Below are 20,294 nucleotides of genomic sequence, written 5' to 3' on the forward strand. Positions count from 1 at the left end.
CTATTTTGCCAGCTCATAAATAGCTTTAGCATAAATAGCTGTAGCTCGCAATAAATCGTCAATATACATATACTCGTCTTTTTGGTGAGCCACATCTTCTCTGCCTGGGAACAATGCACCAAAAGCAACTCCTGTATTCAGAGACCTAGCATAAGTACCGCCTCCGATTGCAATCAATTCGCCTTTTTCTCCAGTCTGCTCTTCGTACACTTTTTGCAGTGTTTTGATCAATGGATGTTTTTCATCAACATAATTTGGAGGATTATTTTCGATGATTCTGAGATCCCAATTATCATCCTTCGCCCTCTTAAATAGTGTTTCTTCTATTTCATTACTGTTATGTGTAACCGGATAACGAATGTTCAATCCAACTTTGCCGCCTTCAGAATTAAATTTCATTACTCCGGCGTTTACGGTTAATTTCCCGCTAGCTTCATCCTCAGCTGCAATCCCAAGTTTATTGCCTGTGTATTCCCCTGTTACAGCTTCGAGTAAGGACAAAAATGCATTTCCCTGACCTGCAAAAGTATATCCGTTCAAGAATTCCGCTAGCTCTAAACCTGCATTGATACCGATTTCCGGTGTACTTCCATGCGCAGATTTCCCTTCTGTCTGCAGCGCTAATTCCCCGTTTTCAATAAAAGAATTACATTGCACGCCTTTACTTTCTGCATATCTAGCAAATGCTTTTTCGATATTTTCTAGATCACTGCCTTTTATTTTTGCAGCAGCACGATCAGGAACCATATTCAAACGCTGCCCGGATTCAAATGACATGAGTTGAAGACCATCGTTGTTCCCGTTATCGCTAGCTAAGGTAAATTCAACATCAAATATCCCTTTTTCAGCATTAATGATCGGAAAATCCGCATCAGGAGCAAAGCCGAAATCAGGCATTTCTTCATTTTTAAAATAATGTCTTACACATTGCCAATTGCTTTCTTCGTCACATCCTATAATCATACGAACTCTTTTCGATAAAGGAAGCTTTAATTCTTGAATAATCTTCATTGCATAAAAAGCTGCCATCGTTGGTCCTTTGTCATCAATTGCGCCTCTTGCATAGATCTTACCATCTTTTATTTCAGCTCCAAAAGGATCGACCGTCCATCCTTCCCCTGCCGGCACAACGTCCACATGGCAAAGAATACCGACCAATTCTTCTCCGCTTCCCATTTCTAAGTGACCTGCATATCCATCAACATCTTTTGCAGACATACCGATTACTTTTCCAAGATCAAGCAGATACGTTAAAGCTTGATGAATTTCTGGACCAAATGGAGCATCCTTTGTTCCTTTCGTTTCGTCTAAGATACTCGGAATCCTCAATAGACCTTTTGTATCTTCTAAAAGCTGTTCTTTTCTTCTTTCAACTTCTTCTGTCCAATTAATATTTGACACGCGTTACACCCTTTCATATAAAGCCTAAGTGAGAGATTCATACACTTCTTTACTGCAAATAATATAAAGTCTGGCATCTTCACGTATAGGTTCATTTAATTTTTTATTAATACCTAAATCACTTCCGTCAGAAATTAGTGTAGCTCCTTCTTTTAAAAGTCCTTCAAAAGCATCTTTATATGTCATCCAATCGCTTTTTTTCTTTACTTCAAAAAGGTTTTCGCCTTCTTTATATGACAAAAGCTGCGTATAAATTTCGGTAATCCCCCTCGAGAAGGCAGAGCGTACAGCCATTCGAGAAACAGTCTCGTGACTCAAAACAAACTCATCTACTTTAGCATGCCTGAAATTTTTAATGTTTTCCTCTTTTTTTATCTCAACGGTACTATGTATATGGTGGTTAAGCCTTTCAACAGAGGTTACTACCAATAGCGTTTTTCCATCTGCTAATGCTGAATCTTGGATAGAATCATCTGAAAAAACAAGAACGGATTGAGCATCGTTTATGTTAGCCTGCAGCAGCACAGACTCACTGGAAGGATCGCCTTGTATGTAATGTACATTTTTATGTGTTATAGGTGTTACATTTAATTGGTCGATGAGAACGATGTCTAATTCCGGGTGAGTTTCAATAATCTCAGAAATCGCATATTTTGCCTTCTCAGACCAGCCAATAATAATAAAATGACCTTTTCCTTTAAAATTCAACCTTCCTTCCTCCTTTCGTTTCCGGTGAGCTCCTAAAGCTTCAACCAATTTCCCAATTGCTAAGCCCGCAATGCCAATTCCAACCAAAAAGATAAAAATAGCGTAAATTCTGCCTGCTATACTTACCGGATAGAAATCCCCGTAACCTACAGTCGTAACGGTTGTCATTACATACCATAAAGCATCAAACCATCCAGGAAATGTTTCCGGTTCTAATATGCGCATAACAATTGAAGAAAAAATGACGATAAAAAAAGTAAAGGAGAAAATTCCTAGTTTGTTTACAACTAGCTGCTTGAAAAATTTTTGCAAGATATACACTTTCATCCCTCCTAACTTTAAACGGTATACATAACTTTTTTCATTGTACCTTATATCATTCTTTTTTGTTATCGTTCTTTTTCAAAGTATTGGAAAATAACCAACATTGACATTTTCGGATTTTCGTGTATAATGATGCGTAAATGGGAGGTGTGGTGTGTTACCTGTACTGACAAATATTCCTTAAATGAGGATTATATGTTCGTTACTAAGGTTTTGCTGCATAGCCGCACAGACATCTTTTTGAACTCACACATTATAACAATTGGCTTACGCAGCGAAGAAACCGATATGGATTCTTCGCTTTTTATTATTTTGAAACAATGGTTCTTCCAGAATTAAAGAGATTGTAATCTAACATTCATACTTCATTAACTTTTGATTGATATCATATAGTATGTTAACAACTAATTTAAACAAGGAGTGGTTTTTTGAGTCCTTCAACTGACAGAATGTTGAATCGTGTGAAAGCCCTGTATTTGTTTATACGCAAGAAAGGTACTGTAACAACACGAGAATTAGTTGAAGAATTTGGAACTACGCAGCGAACAATCCAAAGGGATTTGAATGTACTTTCTTATAACAATTTAGTAACAAGTCCTGCCCGCGGAATGTGGGAAACAACAGCAAAAAAAGTAAAAGTATCATAAACAGATATACAAATATGGATAAGCATAAGAAAAGTTCCCGCTATATGAATGCGGGAACTTTTTTGTTTTTTTATAATTCTTCAGGATTGTTCTTGAGAAGCAAATCTGGAGTACGTTCAATTTTCCACTCTTGTGTTTTCCAATCTGGCTGACCTGTAATCGGCATATATTTTTCATCGTGGCCTAATAAACTTTTCCAAAATCCTTCAGAAAGGACAAAACCAACAGCCTGCTGACGTTCAGTATCCATGACAAGGTCTTTAATCTTACCGATCTTTTCACCACTCTGGTCAATAACTGACCAATCCTTTACCGCGAGATAAGAATAGCATTCAATCGGTTCTTCCTTTTGCCGTTCATTACCTTCAAACACAAGCTTGTCTTCATTAATATCTACGATCTGGTGCCAAGGAATAAAGTAAGTTTCTTTAACCTCACTATAATTTGTTTCAGGATAAGCACTCCCTGTCATAGGTGTGTTTTGCGTTCCAATCCCTGATGTTGCCGCAACAACAGATTCCATATGCCTGTCGGCAGGCATTTCCTCACGTTTAGGACTTCTGTTTTCAATCGTGAAAGTAAAATAACATAAACGATGATCATACATGTTGAAAAGAATATCGTTTACTTTATGTTCATCAAGAGGAGCCGCATCATGTTCAGCTTTTGCACCAATTATTTTATCAGCATATAACCTCATTAGGAATCATCCTCCTTTTTATTTGGAAGATACCCCTTATAATTTATTCAAAAACATTCTCTTTTTCAGAAAGCAGAGAGAGTTCTTCCTCTGTTAACTCTCTATATGTACCTAATGGCAATGTTTCATCAAGTTTTAAGTTACCCATTTGTACTCTTTGAAGATAGGTCACTTTTCTGTCCACCGCTTCAAACATTCTTTTTACTTGATGGAATTTGCCTTCTGTAATGGTTAAGTAGATTTCTGATTCATCCATCGAGTCCTGAACGATTTTTAATTTTGCTGGCTGCGTCTGGTAGCCATCTTCTAAAACAACACCTTCTTTAAATTTTTCATAAGTGTTTTCAGGAATAGACCCATTTATTTTTGCAAAATATGTTTTAGGAACATGTTTTTTGGGTGACAGCAAAGTATGTGCCAGTTGGCCATCGTTCGTTAAAATAAGAAGCCCTTCCGTATCTTTGTCCAATCTCCCAACAGGGAACGGCTCAAAGCCTTGATCCTCCAGTTCCAATAAATCGATTACTGTTTCATGCCGTGAATCTTCAGTAGCAGATATGACGCCCTGCGGCTTATTCATCATTAAGTATATAAACTCTTTGTAAACTGCTTCCACACCATGAACCAGTACATGATCTTTATCAGGATCTGCCTGAGTTTTCGGATCTTTAATCACAGTTCCATTTAAGGTAACTGCACCAGATTTTAATAATTGTTTAACTTCTTTTCTGCTTCCAAAGCCTGTATTGGAAAGCCATTTATCAATTCTCATAAGAACCTCCAGTTATATGATCTATTCTTCCTATATTATTGTAAAAAATTGATTGAATTTTATATAAACGGGGTAATTTAGTACTATAGGAGGAATTGGAATGAAAAGGAAAATAGGTCTTCTAGCAACTGCACGGAAAAAAGCTTCTACCCCTTCGGCAGCTATAGATTTATACATAAGCCCGTTATTCGTTAAGTCCGTTCAATACGCACAGAATCATTATGATGATTTCTATTTTTATAGTGCAAAAGAAGGACTTTTAACGAAAGATCAATACATTGAACCATATAATGTGTCCATCAAAAATTTTTCTACTTCTGAAAAAAGGGAGTGGGCAGAACAAGTAATCAATGCTTTAGAACAGCATGTTAAACCCACTCAATGCAGAATTTTCATTCATGGCGGCTGGGTATACCGTGAGTACCTTCAGCCAGCATTAGAAAAAGCAGGTTTCGAATTCGAAGTGCCGCTTGAAGGCTACAGCATCGGCAATCAGCTTAAATGGTACGATGAACAACAGCAAGAGGTAAAAAAATAATAATCTTCATGGGAAAAGAAGGCTGCATCAGCCTTCTTTTTCATTCCCCTTATTTCCTTCGTTTAAGAAATGGTACCCGGTCTCCTAATATAATCGTCAGCAGCCCTGATCGGTAACTTAAGAAGATGTATACCGCTCCTCCAGTAAGGATTCCCACTGTAAGCTCTATAATGGTATCCAGCCTTGTATCTGGCTTTCCTAATAGTGATGTTATCACCACAACTGCTATCGACATGATCGCAATAAATACTGTCATTAATACCGTTCTTCGATAAACCCATTTAAATGAAAATCCGCTGTATTTTTTGATGATATACAGGTTAAACAATATAGATAAGGTATATCCGATATTGGTTGCGATGATTGATCCTGTTCCGGCAAATACTAATAGAAGAGGTTTGTTAAGCAGCAGTTTAGCTAAAAATCCAACGCTTAAGCTAATAAAGGCAAACCGTTGCTGATTCAAACCTTGTAAAATTGCTGCAGTAACAGTAAACAACGCAAACCAAATTGCTGTAGGCGCATACCATCTAAGGTAGAAACCTCCCGTTTCCATTGACGGCATGCCAAACAGTGCTCCATATGCAGGATATGCCAGTACCGCTAAACCTATTGCTGCTGGTGCTGTTAGAAACAATACCATCTGAAATGTTTGAGTAATTTGTTTATGCAATAGATCTTGGCTGTTTTGTGTAAAAGATTTAGTGATGACAGGTATTAAAGTCAGTGCAAGTGCAGTTGCAAGAGATACAGGAATCATCACCAGCTTATGTGCAATCTGTGTAATAATCGCAAAAACAGACTCTGATTCTTCTTGTGTATACCCATAGTCTGATAGTGTTTTTACAATCGTAAATTGATCAACCATTTGATAAAGCGGAATAGCAAGACCAACCGCAACAAAAGGTATCGCATATTTAATCGTTTCTAAATAAATATCTTTTAATGAAATATCTGCAACAGGTTTGCTTTTATCGTACATTTTTTGCAGATGAGGCTTTCTTTTTGCCCAATACCATATCAAGACAATAAGCCCTGCAACAGCACCAAGTGTTGCGGCAAATGTTGACAATGCAACAGCTGTTGTAGTCTCTCCGTCTAATATGTTCATCACAATGAAGCTTGCTATGAGAATGAACAGAATTCTGACAATCTGTTCAACGACCTGGGAGACAGCTGTAGGTCCCATAGATTGAAAGCCTTGGAAATATCCCCGGATCAAACTCATTGATGGTACGATAATTAAAGCTGTACTAACCATCCTGATAACCAAAGTAATATCTTCAATGCTATTCCCTTTCGAGCCGCGTTCATCAATGATCTGATGTGCAAGCGCAGGGGCGAACATATACAGGATGAGAAATGCTAGAAAACCAGTTAAAGTCATGACTAGCAATCCAGATTTAAGCAGCTTTCTTCCTGCTGCATAATCGCCTAGAGCGTTATATTTAGAAACAAATTTAGAAACAGCAAGCGGTACTCCCATTGTGGAAATACTAAGCAAAATCGTATATGGAATATAAGCATAACCGTATAAAGCCATGCCTGGTTCTCCTACTAAATTGGTAAACGGAATAACAAAGATCAATCCAATAAATTTTGAGAAAAATGTAGCTGCAGATAAGATCAATGTTCCACGAAGTAATCGCGACAAACTTTTTCAGCTCCTACTAAAAATCAATAAAGATAATTTGCCTGACATCCTTGTGTACGGTCAGGCTTAATACATAAACTAAAAAACATTATTAGTATTGTATCACATTAAAAGCACGTGTAACCTCATTTAACTTTTTGCAAAAAAGTAAGGAATTGAAAATACATAGCCTTTTTTATAAAGCTGTGCTATTGTATGAAATGATTTTTAACTGAACGATTAAGAAAGTTGGGATGTTATGATTTATGATTGTATTGTCATTGGAGGAGGTCCATCAGGTCTGATGGCCAGTGTTGGAGCTGCATCGAACGGCGCTCGTGTTCTTCTGATTGATAAAGGAGAAAAACTTGGCCGTAAACTTGCTATTTCTGGCGGAGGACGGTGCAATGTTACAAATCGTTTGCCTGTAGATGAGATCATTAAACACATTCCTGGCAATGGACGTTTCCTGTATAGTGCTTTTTCTGTATTCAACAATGAGGATATTATTTCTTTCTTTGAAAGTTTAGGAATTAAACTTAAAGAAGAAGATCATGGGCGCATGTTCCCTGTTTCAAATAAAGCAACGGATGTGGTACAAGCGCTTTTAAATAAGATTAAAGAGCTAGGTGTTCAAATCCGGACAAATACACCTGTTAAGACTATTAATTATAAAGAAGAATTACACGAAGTAATTTTACTGAATGGAGAAATACTAAAAACAAAATCTATCGTAATCGCTGTTGGAGGAAAGTCTGTTCCGCATACAGGATCAACAGGTGATGGTTATGCATGGGCAAAAAAAGCTGGCCATACGATTACAGAACTGTACCCGACAGAAGTACCTATCACATCAAATGAAAGCTTTGTAAAACAAAAAACATTACAAGGTATTTCACTAAGAAATGTGGCGCTCTCAGTCTGGAATCCTAAAGGTAAAATGATTAAAGCCCATCAAATGGATATGATTTTCACCCATTTCGGAGTATCTGGACCAGCCGCATTGCGCTGCAGCCAATATGTAGTAAAAGCTCTAAAAAAATTCGGCGTCCCTTCGATTGAAATGAGAATTGACTCATTTCCAGATGAAAATGAAGAAGCTCTTCTTTCCACTCTCGAAAAAAGAGTTGTTGAGGAACCAAAAAAGGCTGTGAAAAACGTTCTGAAAGGAATGCTTCCTGAGAAGTATCTTTTATTCTTAATTGAAAAGGCCGGCATTGATGGCGACATTACAGCTGATCAAATCCCTAAGCAATCATTGCGTAATCTAGCTCAGCAAATGAAAAGTTTTTCGTTTCATGTTAATGGAACGTTATCCATCGAGAAAGCTTTTGTAACAGGCGGCGGAGTCTCTGTAAAAGAAATCGCACCTCAAACAATGGCTTCTAAAATCCAGGAAGGTCTATTCTTTTGCGGGGAAATTCTGGATCTGCATGGATACACAGGTGGTTACAACATAACAGTAGCTTTTGTCACCGGCAACATAGCGGGTACAAATGCCGCTTATCATGCTCTCGGCTAATCTATTTTTTATAAATAATCATGGCAGAAAAAGAAAACATAGTAGAGTTTTCTTCATGTACGTTTTCACAAACCGCAATTTGATATTTAATATCAATAATTTGATCATGGGGAATACCGCTTAAGAATTCGTTTATGTTTTCTTCAAGATCATCTTCATGTTCTTCATCAAAAACTTTAACCTGTATCATAAAAAGCATCCTCTCTTAGAATGAATCTCTTCATGAGCATTCGTTCAGTGAGGATGCTTTTCCTTTGTTGGACTTTGACTAGTTTTGTCTATATGTTTTCGATTGCATTTTGAATTGGGGTTTCTCCTTCTATCACTTCAAAAAATTTGCGGTACATATGCTCATTGCCCAAACAAGCTGCGATTGTTCTCGCTACATCCGCCCTTGGAATAGATCCGTGTTCATTTAATTTTTGCTGCGCATTAATTAATCCCATCCCGTCTTCATCTGTCAATGCACCAGGACGCAAGATCGTGTAGTTTAATGAACTTTCCATCAGTACCTGATCAGCATTTCCCTTCGCTTTTAAATAGTGCTGAAGACTTTCCGGTCCCTTTTCTGGTGTATCAGCTGCTAACGAGCTCACCATGATAAACTGCTGAACCGAATGCTTTTCAGCAAGCTTGATTGATTTTACCGCTCCCTCATAATCTACTGCTTCTGTTTTCTCGGGACCTGTATGCCCACCAGAACCAGCTGTAAATATAACAGCGTCTACTCCATCAAATACATCTTCAAAATCTCTTTCTAAGTCACCAAGGACAGCTTTAATATTTTCATGTTTAAAGTGATCTTGCTGCTCTTCTTTTCTAACCATCGCTTTAACTGTATGACCTTGTTCAGCAAGTATGACACTTGTAAGTTTTCCGATATTCCCATTTGCTCCAATAATAAGAACGTTCATTATGATCCACTCCTTCAACTTAAGTACTTATGTATTGTTTCACTAAACGGCTTTTGTAAAACATCGTTAGGTTGGGGGGTTGAGATGAGTCTGTAATCCTAGGGAATCGCTCGTAAATCTCGAGAATCGCTCGTAAATCCTGAGAAACGCTCATAAATCTTGAGAATCGCTCAAAAAACCTGAGAACCGCTCATAAATCTCAAGAACCGCTCATAAATCTCGAGAACCGCTCATAAATCTCGAGAACCGCTCGTAAATCTTGAGAACCGCTCATAAATCTCGAGAACCGCTCATAAATCTCGAGAACCGCTCGTAAATCTTGAGAAAAGCTCGTAAATCTCAAGAATCGCTCATAAATCCTGAGAACCGCTCGTAAAATAGCCTTCCCCTAAATTCAAAAATACAAAAAAGACCCAAAAAGCCGTTTTTTACTGGCTTTTTGAGTCTATTACTAATTGATTACCATATTCTCTTGAAGATACTTTTCTAGTTCTTCAGGTTTTAAAGGCTTAAACAAATGGTATCCTTGCCCGTACATACAGCCTTGTTCTAATAGAAAATCAATTTGTTTACAACTTTCGATTCCTTCAGCAATAACATGAAAACTAAGATTATGACCCATATCAATTATGGTTTTTACGATTGCACCTGCTTTAGGATCCGTCAGGATATCATCAATGAACATTTTATCAATCTTTAGAGTATCTACAGGCAGCTGCCTTAAGTACGTTAGGGAAGAATAGCCTGTACCAAAGTCATCAATTGATATCCGAATCCCTTTCTCTCTTAAACGGTTGAGAACAGGTAATGTTTCTTCCATGCTTTCCATCGTTGTACTCTCCGTAATCTCTAGTTCAAGAGAAGATGCCGGAAAATGGGTCTCGATTAAAATACTTTCCACTCTATCTACAAACGATTCTTCCAAAAGCTGTCTTACCGAAATGTTTACGGATATCAGGAGATCACTAAAGCCATTTTGATGCCATTTAGAACCCTGCAAACAAGCGTTTTTTAATACCCATTCGCCGATTGGCAAGATCATTCCTGTATCTTCTGCAATAGGAATAAATTCTCCTGGGGAAATGATCCCTTCCGAATCTTTGTTCCATCTTAATAAAGCTTCTACACCAGATATTTTTTTTGTATGGAATTGAACTTGCGGCTGATAGACAAGAAAAAGTTCATTCTTTTTCAAGGCTTTTCTCAAACCGTGTTCAAGGTTCAGCCTTCTTTCCATTTTGCCATCATGCTGTTCGGTAAAAAATTGATACGTGTTTCGGCCGCGGTCTTTTGCCTGATACAGGGCTGCGTCTGCTCTTTTTAAAAGAGTATCACTGTCAGATCCGTTTCCTGGGTATAAACTTATTCCGATACTTGGTGTCGTGAAGACTTCTTTACCGCTTAATAAGAATGGCTTTGTAAAAGAACATATAATATCCTCAGCCACTGTTCTCACTTCTGCTGCATCTTTAAATTCTAGGAGAATGAGAAATTCATCTCCGCCTCTCCTAAACACCTGACCTTTTCCTGCGACTGTTGATTTCAGCAAATCCGCAACTTTTTGAAGTAAAAGATCTCCAAAGCTATGACCCAGTGTATCGTTGAGCACATTAAAGCGATCCAGATCTAAATACAGTAAAGCCAGGTTCCCCTGTTTCAAATCAACTTCATTCATTTTCTGTTCGAAGGTCTCCATAAATCCATTACGATTTGGCAGTCCTGTTAATTCATCAAAATAAGCCATTTGATTAATTGTCATTTCAGCATGTTTGCGTTCTGTTATATCAATCAGAATTGAATTAAAATCAACAAGTTCTCCCTTATCATTTAAAAATGGTATTCCTCTGTCCTGAATCCATCTGATGTCTCCGTCTGGACGAAGTATTCTGTACTCACTAGTAGCGATTATCCCTTTTTCAATATCGGATGCACGCGTAATAGTAATTTCAAGATCATCAGGATGGATCACTTTTTTCCATAAATCCACATCATCATAAAAAGCTTGCAGCGGATAGCCATAAAGTTTCTCAATACCAGAGGTGATAAGAAGCTTATTCGTTTGCAGGTTATGTGACCAAATCGCTACATCAATGCTGTCAAAAACGTTTTGAAGATTGACCCTGCTTGCTTCTAATTCTGCATGGGTTTCTTTATGTTTTTTTATTTCCTTCTCAAGATCTATGGCATAGCTGTCTTTTTCCTTCAGCATTTTGTAGACAAAAATTCCAAACACAAAAACAGCGCCGATATCTAAAACATATATCCATATATTTTGAATATAGATCGACCCTATTGAGCCCGCTAAATGAATAGTAAAAAAAGCAGCAATTATGCTTAACCACTTCTTTTTATTTGAATGTATAAATGCCATGAGAGCCTCCAGGGTACACAGTATACCCTTACTATCGGCTGAAACTCCTTAATTTTTCACTCTTCCTGATAATTAGATATGTTAAATTATTTCTTCATGTAAAAAACCCCATGCTTATTAAAGCAGAGGGTTTCATGGTTATTCTTTATTATATTCAAGCATGCCGCCAGTCATATTTTTTACTTTATAGCCTTGATCTAATAAGAAGTATGCTACATTTTCACTTCTTCGTCCAGAACGACAAATAATGATATGTTCTTCGTTTTTATCGATCTCAGCTAATCGGTCTGGTATTTCACCCATTTTAATATGGGCTGCTTCAGGAATTTTACCTTCAGCTACTTCCTCGTCTTCACGAACATCGATCAAGGATACTTTCTTGCCATCTTTTAATAATTGTTTCACTTCAGATGGTGAAATTTCTTCTAATTCATAGTCCATTGGAAAAGCCTCCTTTAGTTTGCCACGATATTTACGAGTTTGCCAGGTACAGTGATTATTTTGCGAATCGTTTTGCCTTCTATGCTTTGTTGAACAGCTTCTTCATTTAAAGCGACTTGCTCCATATCCTGTCCGCTGCTGTTTGCCGGAATCGTCATTTTCGCTTTTAATTTACCGTTTACTTGAACGACGATCTCAACTTCATTTTCAACTAGCTGCGCTTCATCCCATACAGGCCAAGCTTCATATGCGATGCTTCCTGTACCACCTAACTTTTCCCAAAGCTCTTCGCAAATATGCGGAGCGATCGGAGAAAGCATTTTTACAAAGCCCTGAACTAATTCCTTAGGAAGTGTCTCCTGTTTATTGGCTTCGTTAACAAATACCATAAGCTGTGAGATAGCTGTATTAAAACGAAGACCTTCATAATCCTCCGTTACTTTTTTAACAGTCAGATGGTAAAGACGGTTAAAAGCATTTGTTCCTTTAGTATCTTGGATCGCCGGATTCAGGCTCTCTCCGTCCTCGGAAACTAACAATCTCCATACACGGTCAAGGAAACGACGGGCACCATCAAGACCTGTCGTACTCCATGCGATAGAAGCATCTAGCGGTCCCATAAACATTTCGTATAAGCGAAGTGTATCCGCTCCATGACTCACAACAATCTCATCAGGATTAACAACATTGCCTTTTGACTTACTCATCTTTTCGTTGTTTTCACCAAGAATCATACCTTGGTTAAACAAGCGCTGGAACGGTTCTTTCGTTGGAACAACTCCAAGATCGTAAAGTACTTTATGCCAGAAACGCGCATATAGAAGGTGCAATACTGCGTGTTCTGCTCCGCCAATATAAATATCTACCGGCAGCCAATGCTCCAGTTTTTCAGGAGATGCCAGCTGCTCTTCATTTTTAGGATCGATGTAGCGAAGGTAATACCAGCAGCTTCCTGCCCACTGCGGCATTGTATTTGTTTCACGGCGGCCCTTCTTGCCTGTTACAGGATCGACAACATTCACCCATTCTTCTTCATTAGCAAGTGGAGATTCACCAGTTCCTGAAGGTCTGATCTCTTTCATTACAGGAAGAAGCAATGGTAGTTCTTCTTCAGAAACAGTTGTCATTGTGCCGTCTTCCCAATGAATGACCGGAATTGGTTCTCCCCAGTAACGCTGACGGGAGAATAGCCAGTCACGAAGACGATAAGTAATCTTTTTCTCACCTTTGCCGTTCTCAACAAGCCATGCATTCATTTTTTCGATTGCTTCGATTTTTTGCATGCCGTTTAAGAAGTCAGAGTTCACATGCTCGCCATCACCCGTATAAGCAGCTTCAGCTACATTTCCTCCAGCAACTACTTCTGCAATCGGAAGCTCAAATTTAACAGCAAACTCGTGATCGCGCTCATCATGAGCAGGAACAGCCATAATAGCGCCAGTACCGTAGCTTGCTAGTACATAGTCGGCTATCCAGATTGGAATCTTTGCACCTGTTACGGGGTGGATCGCATATGCTCCAGTAAATACGCCTGACTTTTCTTTTGCAAGCTCTGTACGCTCAAGGTCGGACTTTGTCTCTACTTGCTTTTGATAAGTTGTTACTGCTTCAAGCTGTTCGTCTGTAACGATCTCTTTTACAAGCTTATTTTCAGGAGCAAGCACTAGATATGTTGCACCAAATAATGTGTCTGGTCTTGTTGTAAACACTGTAATTTTAGAAGAGTGGCCGTCTACGTCAAAATGAACTTCTGCACCTTCTGAACGTCCGATCCAGTTACGCTGCATATCTTTCAAGCTCTCTGGCCAATCCAAGTCTTCAAGGTCTTCTAAAAGTCTGTCCGCATAAGCCGTAATCTTAAGCATCCATTGTTTCATAGGTTTACGGACTACAGGGTGACCTCCGCGTTCGCTCTTTCCATCGATAACTTCTTCGTTAGCTAGAACTGTTCCCAGCGCTTCACACCAGTTAACCGGAACTTCATCAACGTACGCCAGACCCTTTTTATAAAGCTGGATAAAAATCCATTGCGTCCACTTGTAATAAGATGGATCTGTCGTATTAACTTCACGGTCCCAATCATAAGAGAAACCTAATTCTTTAATCTGTCTGCGGAAGGTATTAATGTTTTGCTCTGTAAATTCTGCAGGATCATTACCTGTATCAAGAGCATATTGTTCAGCAGGAAGACCAAATGCATCCCAGCCCATTGGGTGAAGTACATTATAGCCTTGCATGCGTTTCATACGGGAAAGAATGTCAGTTGCTGTATATCCTTCCGGGTGTCCTACGTGAAGACCTGCTCCGGATGGGTATGGAAACATATCTAATGCGTAAAACTTCTTTTTGTCATATTCTTCTTTCGTTTGGAATGTCTTGTTTTCATCCCAAAAATGCTGCCATTTTTTCTCGATTGTTTTGTGGTTATAATACATAACCATTCCTCCTTCATAGACCCTGCTTTTTGGTGAAAATAACAGACTTTTTATCTAAAGGATTGTTGCTTCTTCATTGAAAGTTGATTGGAGCGCAAGGTGCGAGACTCCTGCGGGATCAGTGGGACAGGTGAGACTCCTAAAGGCGCAGAGCGCAAGGAGGCTCACCGCACACCCTGCGGAAAGGAAGCACCTGGAGCGGAAATCAACCCCTTCTTATAGCAACAATCTTTTAAAAAGCCAAATAAAAAAACCTCCCATCCCTAATAAAACATTAGGGACGAAAGGTTAGATCACAAATTTTGAACCTGCCGCGGTACCACCCTGATTAACGCAAAAATCACGTTCACTCAAACTAACCTTAACGCGGCGGGACGGCAAGCATTACTTTATTCACACTTGCAACTAAAGGGTGAGTTCAAAAAAGTCCGGGTTGACTTGCACCAGCCGTCAACTCTCTAAATGCCATTCTTTTTTTACTAGTCCCTCTCATCGTTATTAACGAATAAAAGATGTTAATTTGTATTTTATGAATTCTTTTAAAAAATGTCAAGGTTGTTTGAACTAATATAACCTATTTTTTCCTTTTTTAAACTCAAATCCTACTAGGCAAAATGATCTGCCCATATTTTTTTAAACAGCTGCGGATTGAGATGGATTTGTTTTTCTAATAGATTGTCTGTTTCGGATGTAAACAATGGTCAGAATAAATGCTACGACCATCAACCCAATGATAGTTTGAAACAATATACTTATATTAAAAAAGTCTGCGATCATTCCTCCAAATAAAGGGCCAAGCATTCTGCCGCCTGTCGCTGTACTATTAACAATTCCTTGGTAGAATCCTGCCCGGCCCTGAGGAGCAAGTTCTGCCGCAATACTCGGAACACCTGGCCAAACTAGCATCTCACCGATTGTCAGCACCACCATCGCAATTATAAATCCGCTAAAGTCCTTCGCGTTTCCAACAATCACAAACGAGATGATAAATATGACATATCCGACAAGTATCTGGCTTGTTGTTGACTGCAGCCATTTCTTTAGAAAAACATTTATTAAAGGCTGTCCGAGAACGATGAACAATCCATTCACGGTCCATAATAGACTGTACATCTTTAATGTCACACCTAAATCCTGCGTGTATGAAGCAATGGTCGATTGCCATTGAACATAACCAATCCAGGCTAACAGGTATCCCCCGCAAAGGATGAGCAAGGCGAAGAAAGCCTGTTTATTATGAATACGCTTTTTTTGTGAGAAAACAGTCTGAACACTGCCGCTTTCTTGTTCATCTATCCCTTTAAAACCAAATAATACGATCATAAAGAAAAGAAATGAAAGAGCAGAACAGCTGATAAATGATAATGTGAAAGAATATGAGGCAGCTAATCCGCCAAGCGCTGCACCTAAAGCGACACCTACATTTTGCGCGATATAGATGCGATTAAAAGCTTTTCTTCCGCCTTCTTTCCACATCGTACCGGCAAGGGCGTACATGGAAGGAAAAACAATTCCCATACCGAATCCCATAAAGACCAGCAAGATGCTGTAGGACCAGAAATCATGAAACCAAATTAATAAAAATGAAGTGGTAAATGAAATAGAAACCCCAAGCATGATCGTGCGAAATCCGCCTAGTTTGTCAAACAACAAACCGCCTGTTAAATTCCCAATAATCCCTGCACCAGAATTCAGTAATAATACGATCCCGGCTATGGTTAAAGATTTACCTAAATGCTCATGCATGAAGATGGTATTGATCGGCCAAAGAAAACTTGAGCCTGTAACATTCAGTGCCATACCTATTATGAGCAGCCACACTTTCGCTGGCATGAAGATCCCCCGCTTACCATGATGTCATAAAAACCCTTCTGTATTTTAGTCCTTTTTCCTGAACTTTACAACGAAAATAAATTACAGCTATTTTGCCGCTCATCCCTAGTACATGCTACAATTGGCTTGGTGCTCATCACCGGAAAAAAGGAGTGAACAGGTTGACACACCTTATTGAAAAGCCGGCTTATTTTGGCGATAAAAGATATTACACATGGAATCACCATTTAAAATCTCACTTCGGAGAAAAAATTATCAAAATCCCTTTAGACGGAGGATTTGATTGTCCAAACCGAGATGGAAAAGCAGCTTACGGCGGCTGTACGTTTTGTTCCCAAAGCGGTTCAGGAGATTTTGCGGGGAATCGCCGAGATGATATTATTACACAGTTTCACACAGTAAAAGAACGCATGCATTCTAAGTGGAAAAAAGGAAAGTATCTCGGCTATTTCCAGGCTTTTACGAACACATACGCTCCTGTTGAAAAGTTAAAAGAAATGTATGAGACTGTTCTCGAGCAAGAAGATGTTGTTGGTCTAGCTATCGCTACACGTCCTGATTGTCTTCCTGATGATGTAGTGGAATATCTGGCTGATTTAAATAAACGTACGTATTTGTGGGTTGAACTGGGGCTTCAAACCGTACATGAAAGAACGGCTATGCTTATTAATCGTGCGCACGACTATCAGACCTACGTTGAGGGTGTTAACAAACTGCGTAAACACAATATTAGAGTCTGCTCCCACATCATTAATGGACTACCGCTCGAAACGCCTAAAATGATGATGGAAACTGCACGTGAAGTTGCAAAACTGGATGTTCAAGGTATTAAGATACATCTATTGCATCTATTAAAAAAGACTCCGATGGTAAAGCAATATGAACAAGGCATGCTTGATTTTCTTGATTTTGACACGTATGTAAACCTTGTATGCGATCAGCTCGAAATCATTCCTCCAGATATGATGATTCACCGATTAACAGGAGATGGTCCTTCCGATCTCTTGATTGGGCCTATGTGGAGCTTAAATAAGTGGAAAGTGCTTAATGCCATCGAAAGTGAACTGAAACGCAGAAACAGCTTTCAGGGGAAATTTTATTTAAAAGAAGAGGTGAACTCTTTATGAAATTAGAAGGTGTTCTCCCTTTTGCAAGAACTATTCTTCATTCATTTTGTTCGCAAGGTGATATGGTTATTGATGCTACATGCGGCAACGGCAATGATACTTTGTATTTATCAAAGCTAGTAGGTAAAGATGGACAAGTATTTGCTTTTGATATTCAGGAGCAGGCAATTGAAAAATCTAAACTGCGGTTAACAGAAAACCTAGCTGATGATAATGTAACATTCTTTCATGCTTCGCATGATGAAATGATGAACTTACTTCCTGAAACTTTATTCGGACGAGTTTCAGCTGCTATTTTTAACCTAGGCTATCTGCCAGGAAGCGATAAATCCATTACAACAAAAGGCACCTCTACTATCGAAGCGATTAAACAGCTGCTTCATATTTTAAAACCTGAGGGAATCATCATATTGGTAATCTATCATGGTCATGAAGAAGGAAAACGCGAGAAAAATCATGTCTTGGACTTTGTTAAAAACCTTGATCAGAAAAAAGCACACGTTCTGCAATATGAATTCATTAATCAAAAAAACGATCCTCCATTTGTTGTAGCGATCGAAAAAAGAGGCTGATATCAACGTACTTATGTTGATTCAGCCTTTTTATTTGGCTCTTCTTTAAAAGATTGCTTACTTAGTTCATTCTCTTCATTGTTAAGTTGATTGGAGTGCAAGGTGCGAGACTCCTGCGGGACCAGCGGGACAGGTGAGACTCCTAATGGCGCAAAGCGCCAAGGAGGCTCACCGCACGCCCCGCGGAAAGCGAGCATCCTGGAACGGAAATCAACCACTTACAAGAGCAACAAAGATTGCAATAACAATCTTTTTATTACGAAAGAGCTGGTTTTAATTTCTGGTAAACTTTTCGATTCACGTAAAAGAAGTAGCTCGTTGCGCCTCCTACTTTTACAAGTTGTGACGCCATTTTCTTAATCACAGGGCATTCAGAAACTTTGCGGTCTGCTAAATAAATTCCGAGCAGGCCTCTCTGGATAAGACGATGAAATTTTGAATTGGGTAATTTCGAACAGCTGCTTTCCGCTTCTTTTGCGAAATAAACCATGCGCTCAAGCATGTGCTGCTCATTTTTATAATACGTACAAAAGTTAAGATCCCCTTCAAGCTTGTCCTCATTTTGATCAATAAAATAATCCAGCAGAATATGTAATCCCTGCAGCCAAGGGAAATAACCTTTTGTGATTGTTTCAGCAGATTCTTTTGTGAAATCGCCTTGAAAAGCATAGCTGACTAGACAAAAGATACCAAGTGTCGAACCAGCACAAGCGGAGAATTCATACCATGTTATATCAGGCAGAACAGACTGATATTCCCCAAACCAGCTGATCAGACGAGGTTCCCTTTCCTGCACAACAACATGCTTATGAACTTGAAGATCGCAATAAATTTGGGCAAGTCCTATCAGCTCACTTGCAATGTTCGGGTATGCCTGCATTTCCGATAATACCTTTTGGCAGGCTAATACAAGATCAGCAAGGTATCCGCCGTCCTCTTGCTCATCCCTGTACCTGTAGTAGTTAACTGGTTTTACCCCTGGACTAAGTGCATGGAACATACTTTCGTGAAGTGCCCTGAAGTCCTTTTCACTAAGAGAGGTACTCCGATCACAGAGGTTATCTAAATAATCACTGATCGTTTGGTAAGCTACTACAAATTCTATGGCTTTTTTTCGATGCTGTCCGGCGAGAAGAGTAAGGATGGCGCCGCCTTCACAGTGAAACATCTTATTGGAGATGCTGCTTAAAGCCTGCTGCCTCAATTCAGGATCAGGTATCTTTTCTGCTTTATCATGCCAATTTTGAAGCAGCTGGCTGACAGCCGGAAAAACTTTGGTGTAAACAGAATACATCAATCCCCATGGGTGAACCGGAACTTTGTTCATATAGATGCTCCTTTTGATTATTCTTTCTTTACCTTTTTCCTTTATTGGCTTCACTATGCAGATCTAAAAATCTTTTTACGTATTCGTAGACATTTTCCCGCTCAGGTTCGTTTAAAACTTCGTGATACAGTGAAGGAAATTCTTTATACCATTTCTCTTCCAGATAAATTCCGTTAAACCAGCGTTTTACGGCTTCTTTATCTACAATTAAATCGTCACCTGCCTGAAGCAGCAGTAATGGGATGTTCGGAAAGGTTTTATAGTGTTCAAATGCATGCTTAATCGATGACGTCAGTTCCCGATACCACCTTACCGAAACTTTCTTAACGATTAATTTATCCTCTTTGTCCCTTACTCGTATCTCTTCATTCCTTGTTGCACTGCCTTCTGGCAAGTTTGTAGCAAGCCTTACACCAGGGGCGAGTTTGTTCAATAACCGTGAAAGGGCTTCTTTTCCTCTTGAGGGATAATGAACTAACCCAGGACATGGTGAAGATAAAACAACAGCCCGAACATCCAGATTTCTCTCCATTAACGTGCGAATAACAGCGAGTCCGCCCATACTGTGACCTAATATATACACTGGCAAGCCAAGTTTTTTAGCCTCTAGAAACCAGTTTTCAATTGTAAAGATGTACTCATCAAATGCATCGATGTGCCCTCTTCTTCTCGTTGTTGTACCTTGGCCAGGGAGATCTCCAGAAACACAGTGAAAACCGGACTCATTTAATTGTTTTATAACCCAGTCGTACCTTCCATGATGTTCGTTTGCACCATGTACGACTACAATCGTACCTTTAGCTTCCCGATCTGTTGTCCATGTCCACATATATACCATCCTCTTTCCTATTCATAAAGGTATCCGATTTGCTAAACTATACTTAATTAATGGCTCATTTCTATAAGATTGTTGCTGGACTTCTGAACATTTCTTGTTGAGTACGCTTCTTTGACTAGTTGATTGTAGCGCAAGGTGCGAGACTCCTGCGGGATTAGCGGGACAGGTGAGACCCCGTAGGCTTGAAGAGC

Annotated in this window: 18 protein-coding genes and 1 other annotated feature; of the genes, 5 read left to right on the forward strand and 13 right to left on the reverse strand. The window is 39.1% G+C overall.

Annotated features, from left to right (window positions below):
- Positions 1-1,401 (reverse strand): dipeptidase PepV, encoded by a 1,401-nt coding sequence (gene pepV, locus ACFQ4X_RS11630; RefSeq protein WP_379835295.1) that lies wholly within the window; start codon positions 1,399-1,401, stop codon positions 1-3.
- A gap of 24 nt (positions 1,402-1,425) precedes the next feature.
- Complete coding sequence (locus ACFQ4X_RS11635; RefSeq protein WP_379835297.1) at positions 1,426-2,430, reverse strand: potassium channel family protein; 1,005 nt, start codon at positions 2,428-2,430, stop codon at positions 1,426-1,428.
- A 431-nt stretch (positions 2,431-2,861) separates the two neighbouring features.
- On the opposite strand from ACFQ4X_RS11635, the gene ACFQ4X_RS11640 reads away from it, so the two are divergent.
- Positions 2,862-3,080, forward strand: a complete 219-nt coding sequence (locus tag ACFQ4X_RS11640) for a DeoR family transcriptional regulator (RefSeq protein ID WP_066291818.1) — start codon at positions 2,862-2,864, stop codon at positions 3,078-3,080.
- Positions 3,081-3,150: 70 nt separating this feature from the next.
- Here the strand turns inward: ACFQ4X_RS11640 and ACFQ4X_RS11645 are convergent, their stop codons facing one another.
- Together ACFQ4X_RS11645 and ACFQ4X_RS11650 are read right to left on the reverse strand one after the other, a co-directional pair.
- Positions 3,151-3,780 carry a PRC-barrel domain-containing protein gene (locus tag ACFQ4X_RS11645; protein ID WP_379835298.1) on the reverse strand — a complete coding sequence of 210 codons (630 nt, stop codon included), beginning with the start codon at positions 3,778-3,780 and terminating at the stop codon, positions 3,151-3,153.
- A gap of 43 nt (positions 3,781-3,823) precedes the next feature.
- Positions 3,824-4,552, reverse strand: coding sequence for a pseudouridine synthase (locus ACFQ4X_RS11650; protein WP_379835300.1), 729 nt, complete (start codon positions 4,550-4,552; stop codon positions 3,824-3,826).
- Positions 4,553-4,652: 100 nt separating this feature from the next.
- On the opposite strand from ACFQ4X_RS11650, the gene ACFQ4X_RS11655 reads away from it, so the two are divergent.
- Positions 4,653-5,090, forward strand: a complete 438-nt coding sequence (locus ACFQ4X_RS11655; RefSeq protein ID WP_379835302.1) for a DUF6884 domain-containing protein — start codon at positions 4,653-4,655, stop codon at positions 5,088-5,090.
- Positions 5,091-5,139: 49 nt separating this feature from the next.
- Here ACFQ4X_RS11655 and ACFQ4X_RS11660 read toward each other — a convergent pair whose 3' ends face one another.
- On the reverse strand, positions 5,140-6,744 hold the full coding sequence (locus ACFQ4X_RS11660; RefSeq protein WP_379835303.1) for a putative polysaccharide biosynthesis protein: 1,605 nt from the start codon (positions 6,742-6,744) through the stop codon (positions 5,140-5,142).
- A gap of 238 nt (positions 6,745-6,982) precedes the next feature.
- On the opposite strand from ACFQ4X_RS11660, the gene ACFQ4X_RS11665 reads away from it, so the two are divergent.
- Positions 6,983-8,245, forward strand: a complete 1,263-nt coding sequence (locus ACFQ4X_RS11665) for an NAD(P)/FAD-dependent oxidoreductase (protein WP_379835305.1) — start codon at positions 6,983-6,985, stop codon at positions 8,243-8,245.
- A 1-nt stretch (position 8,246) separates the two neighbouring features.
- Here ACFQ4X_RS11665 and ACFQ4X_RS11670 read toward each other — a convergent pair whose 3' ends face one another.
- From ACFQ4X_RS11670 to ACFQ4X_RS11695, 6 genes are all read right to left on the reverse strand, one after another.
- Positions 8,247-8,435, reverse strand: coding sequence for a sporulation protein Cse60 (locus ACFQ4X_RS11670; RefSeq protein ID WP_379835307.1), 189 nt, complete (start codon positions 8,433-8,435; stop codon positions 8,247-8,249).
- Between the two features lie 88 nt (positions 8,436-8,523).
- The gene (locus ACFQ4X_RS11675) at positions 8,524-9,159 is read right to left on the reverse strand and encodes an SDR family oxidoreductase (protein WP_379835308.1); all 636 of its coding nucleotides are present in this window, start codon (positions 9,157-9,159) and stop codon (positions 8,524-8,526) included.
- A gap of 451 nt (positions 9,160-9,610) precedes the next feature.
- Positions 9,611-11,530, reverse strand: a complete 1,920-nt coding sequence (locus ACFQ4X_RS11680) for a putative bifunctional diguanylate cyclase/phosphodiesterase (RefSeq protein ID WP_379835310.1) — start codon at positions 11,528-11,530, stop codon at positions 9,611-9,613.
- Positions 11,531-11,668: 138 nt separating this feature from the next.
- On the reverse strand, positions 11,669-11,971 hold the full coding sequence (locus ACFQ4X_RS11685) for a rhodanese-like domain-containing protein (RefSeq protein ID WP_130294330.1): 303 nt from the start codon (positions 11,969-11,971) through the stop codon (positions 11,669-11,671).
- Between the two features lie 14 nt (positions 11,972-11,985).
- Complete coding sequence (leuS, locus tag ACFQ4X_RS11690; protein WP_379835312.1) at positions 11,986-14,406, reverse strand: leucine--tRNA ligase; 2,421 nt, start codon at positions 14,404-14,406, stop codon at positions 11,986-11,988.
- A 273-nt stretch (positions 14,407-14,679) separates the two neighbouring features.
- Positions 14,680-14,908, reverse strand: a binding site (T-box leader).
- Between the two features lie 131 nt (positions 14,909-15,039).
- Entirely contained in the window at positions 15,040-16,239 is a 1,200-nt protein-coding gene (locus tag ACFQ4X_RS11695; protein ID WP_379835313.1) for an MDR family MFS transporter, read from the reverse strand.
- Between the two features lie 161 nt (positions 16,240-16,400).
- On the opposite strand from ACFQ4X_RS11695, the gene ACFQ4X_RS11700 reads away from it, so the two are divergent.
- Both ACFQ4X_RS11700 and ACFQ4X_RS11705 read left to right on the forward strand, forming a co-directional pair.
- Positions 16,401-17,366 carry a TIGR01212 family radical SAM protein gene (locus ACFQ4X_RS11700; protein WP_379835315.1) on the forward strand — a complete coding sequence of 322 codons (966 nt, stop codon included), beginning with the start codon at positions 16,401-16,403 and terminating at the stop codon, positions 17,364-17,366.
- Positions 17,363-17,938, forward strand: coding sequence for a class I SAM-dependent methyltransferase (locus ACFQ4X_RS11705; protein WP_379835316.1), 576 nt, complete (start codon positions 17,363-17,365; stop codon positions 17,936-17,938). Before ACFQ4X_RS11700 ends, ACFQ4X_RS11705 begins: the two co-directional genes overlap by 4 nt.
- A gap of 256 nt (positions 17,939-18,194) precedes the next feature.
- On the opposite strand, the gene ACFQ4X_RS11710 is transcribed toward ACFQ4X_RS11705, so the two are convergent.
- Both ACFQ4X_RS11710 and ACFQ4X_RS11715 read right to left on the reverse strand, forming a co-directional pair.
- Positions 18,195-19,265, reverse strand: a complete 1,071-nt coding sequence (locus tag ACFQ4X_RS11710) for a tetraprenyl-beta-curcumene synthase family protein (protein WP_379835318.1) — start codon at positions 19,263-19,265, stop codon at positions 18,195-18,197.
- 28 nt (positions 19,266-19,293) lie between these two features.
- The gene (locus ACFQ4X_RS11715; protein WP_379835319.1) at positions 19,294-20,094 is read right to left on the reverse strand and encodes an alpha/beta hydrolase; all 801 of its coding nucleotides are present in this window, start codon (positions 20,092-20,094) and stop codon (positions 19,294-19,296) included.
- Between the last annotated feature and the right edge of the window lie 200 nt (positions 20,095-20,294).

The organism is Fictibacillus halophilus (assembly GCF_042680145.1).
Taxonomy (GTDB): domain Bacteria; phylum Bacillota; class Bacilli; order Bacillales; family Fictibacillaceae; genus Fictibacillus; species Fictibacillus halophilus_A.

Bases quoted from the DNA above. Each gene is read 5' to 3' on its own strand.
- ACFQ4X_RS11645 (WP_379835298.1), bottom strand. From the start codon at position 3,780: ATGAGGTTATATGCTGATAAAATAATTGGTGCAAAAGCTGAACATGAT.
- ACFQ4X_RS11650 (WP_379835300.1), bottom strand. From the start codon at position 4,552: ATGAGAATTGATAAATGGCTTTCCAATACAGGCTTTGGAAGCAGAAAA.
- ACFQ4X_RS11655 (WP_379835302.1), top strand. From the start codon at position 4,653: ATGAAAAGGAAAATAGGTCTTCTAGCAACTGCACGGAAAAAAGCTTCT.
- ACFQ4X_RS11665 (WP_379835305.1), top strand. From the start codon at position 6,983: ATGATTTATGATTGTATTGTCATTGGAGGAGGTCCATCAGGTCTGATG.
- ACFQ4X_RS11670 (WP_379835307.1), bottom strand. From the start codon at position 8,435: ATGATACAGGTTAAAGTTTTTGATGAAGAACATGAAGATGATCTTGAA.
- ACFQ4X_RS11675 (WP_379835308.1), bottom strand. From the start codon at position 9,159: ATGAACGTTCTTATTATTGGAGCAAATGGGAATATCGGAAAACTTACA.
- ACFQ4X_RS11680 (WP_379835310.1), bottom strand. From the start codon at position 11,530: ATGGCATTTATACATTCAAATAAAAAGAAGTGGTTAAGCATAATTGCT.
- ACFQ4X_RS11685 (WP_130294330.1), bottom strand. From the start codon at position 11,971: ATGGACTATGAATTAGAAGAAATTTCACCATCTGAAGTGAAACAATTA.
- leuS (WP_379835312.1), bottom strand. From the start codon at position 14,406: ATGTATTATAACCACAAAACAATCGAGAAAAAATGGCAGCATTTTTGG.
- ACFQ4X_RS11695 (WP_379835313.1), bottom strand. From the start codon at position 16,239: ATGCCAGCGAAAGTGTGGCTGCTCATAATAGGTATGGCACTGAATGTT.
- ACFQ4X_RS11705 (WP_379835316.1), top strand. From the start codon at position 17,363: ATGAAATTAGAAGGTGTTCTCCCTTTTGCAAGAACTATTCTTCATTCA.
- ACFQ4X_RS11710 (WP_379835318.1), bottom strand. From the start codon at position 19,265: ATGAACAAAGTTCCGGTTCACCCATGGGGATTGATGTATTCTGTTTAC.
- ACFQ4X_RS11715 (WP_379835319.1), bottom strand. From the start codon at position 20,094: ATGTGGACATGGACAACAGATCGGGAAGCTAAAGGTACGATTGTAGTC.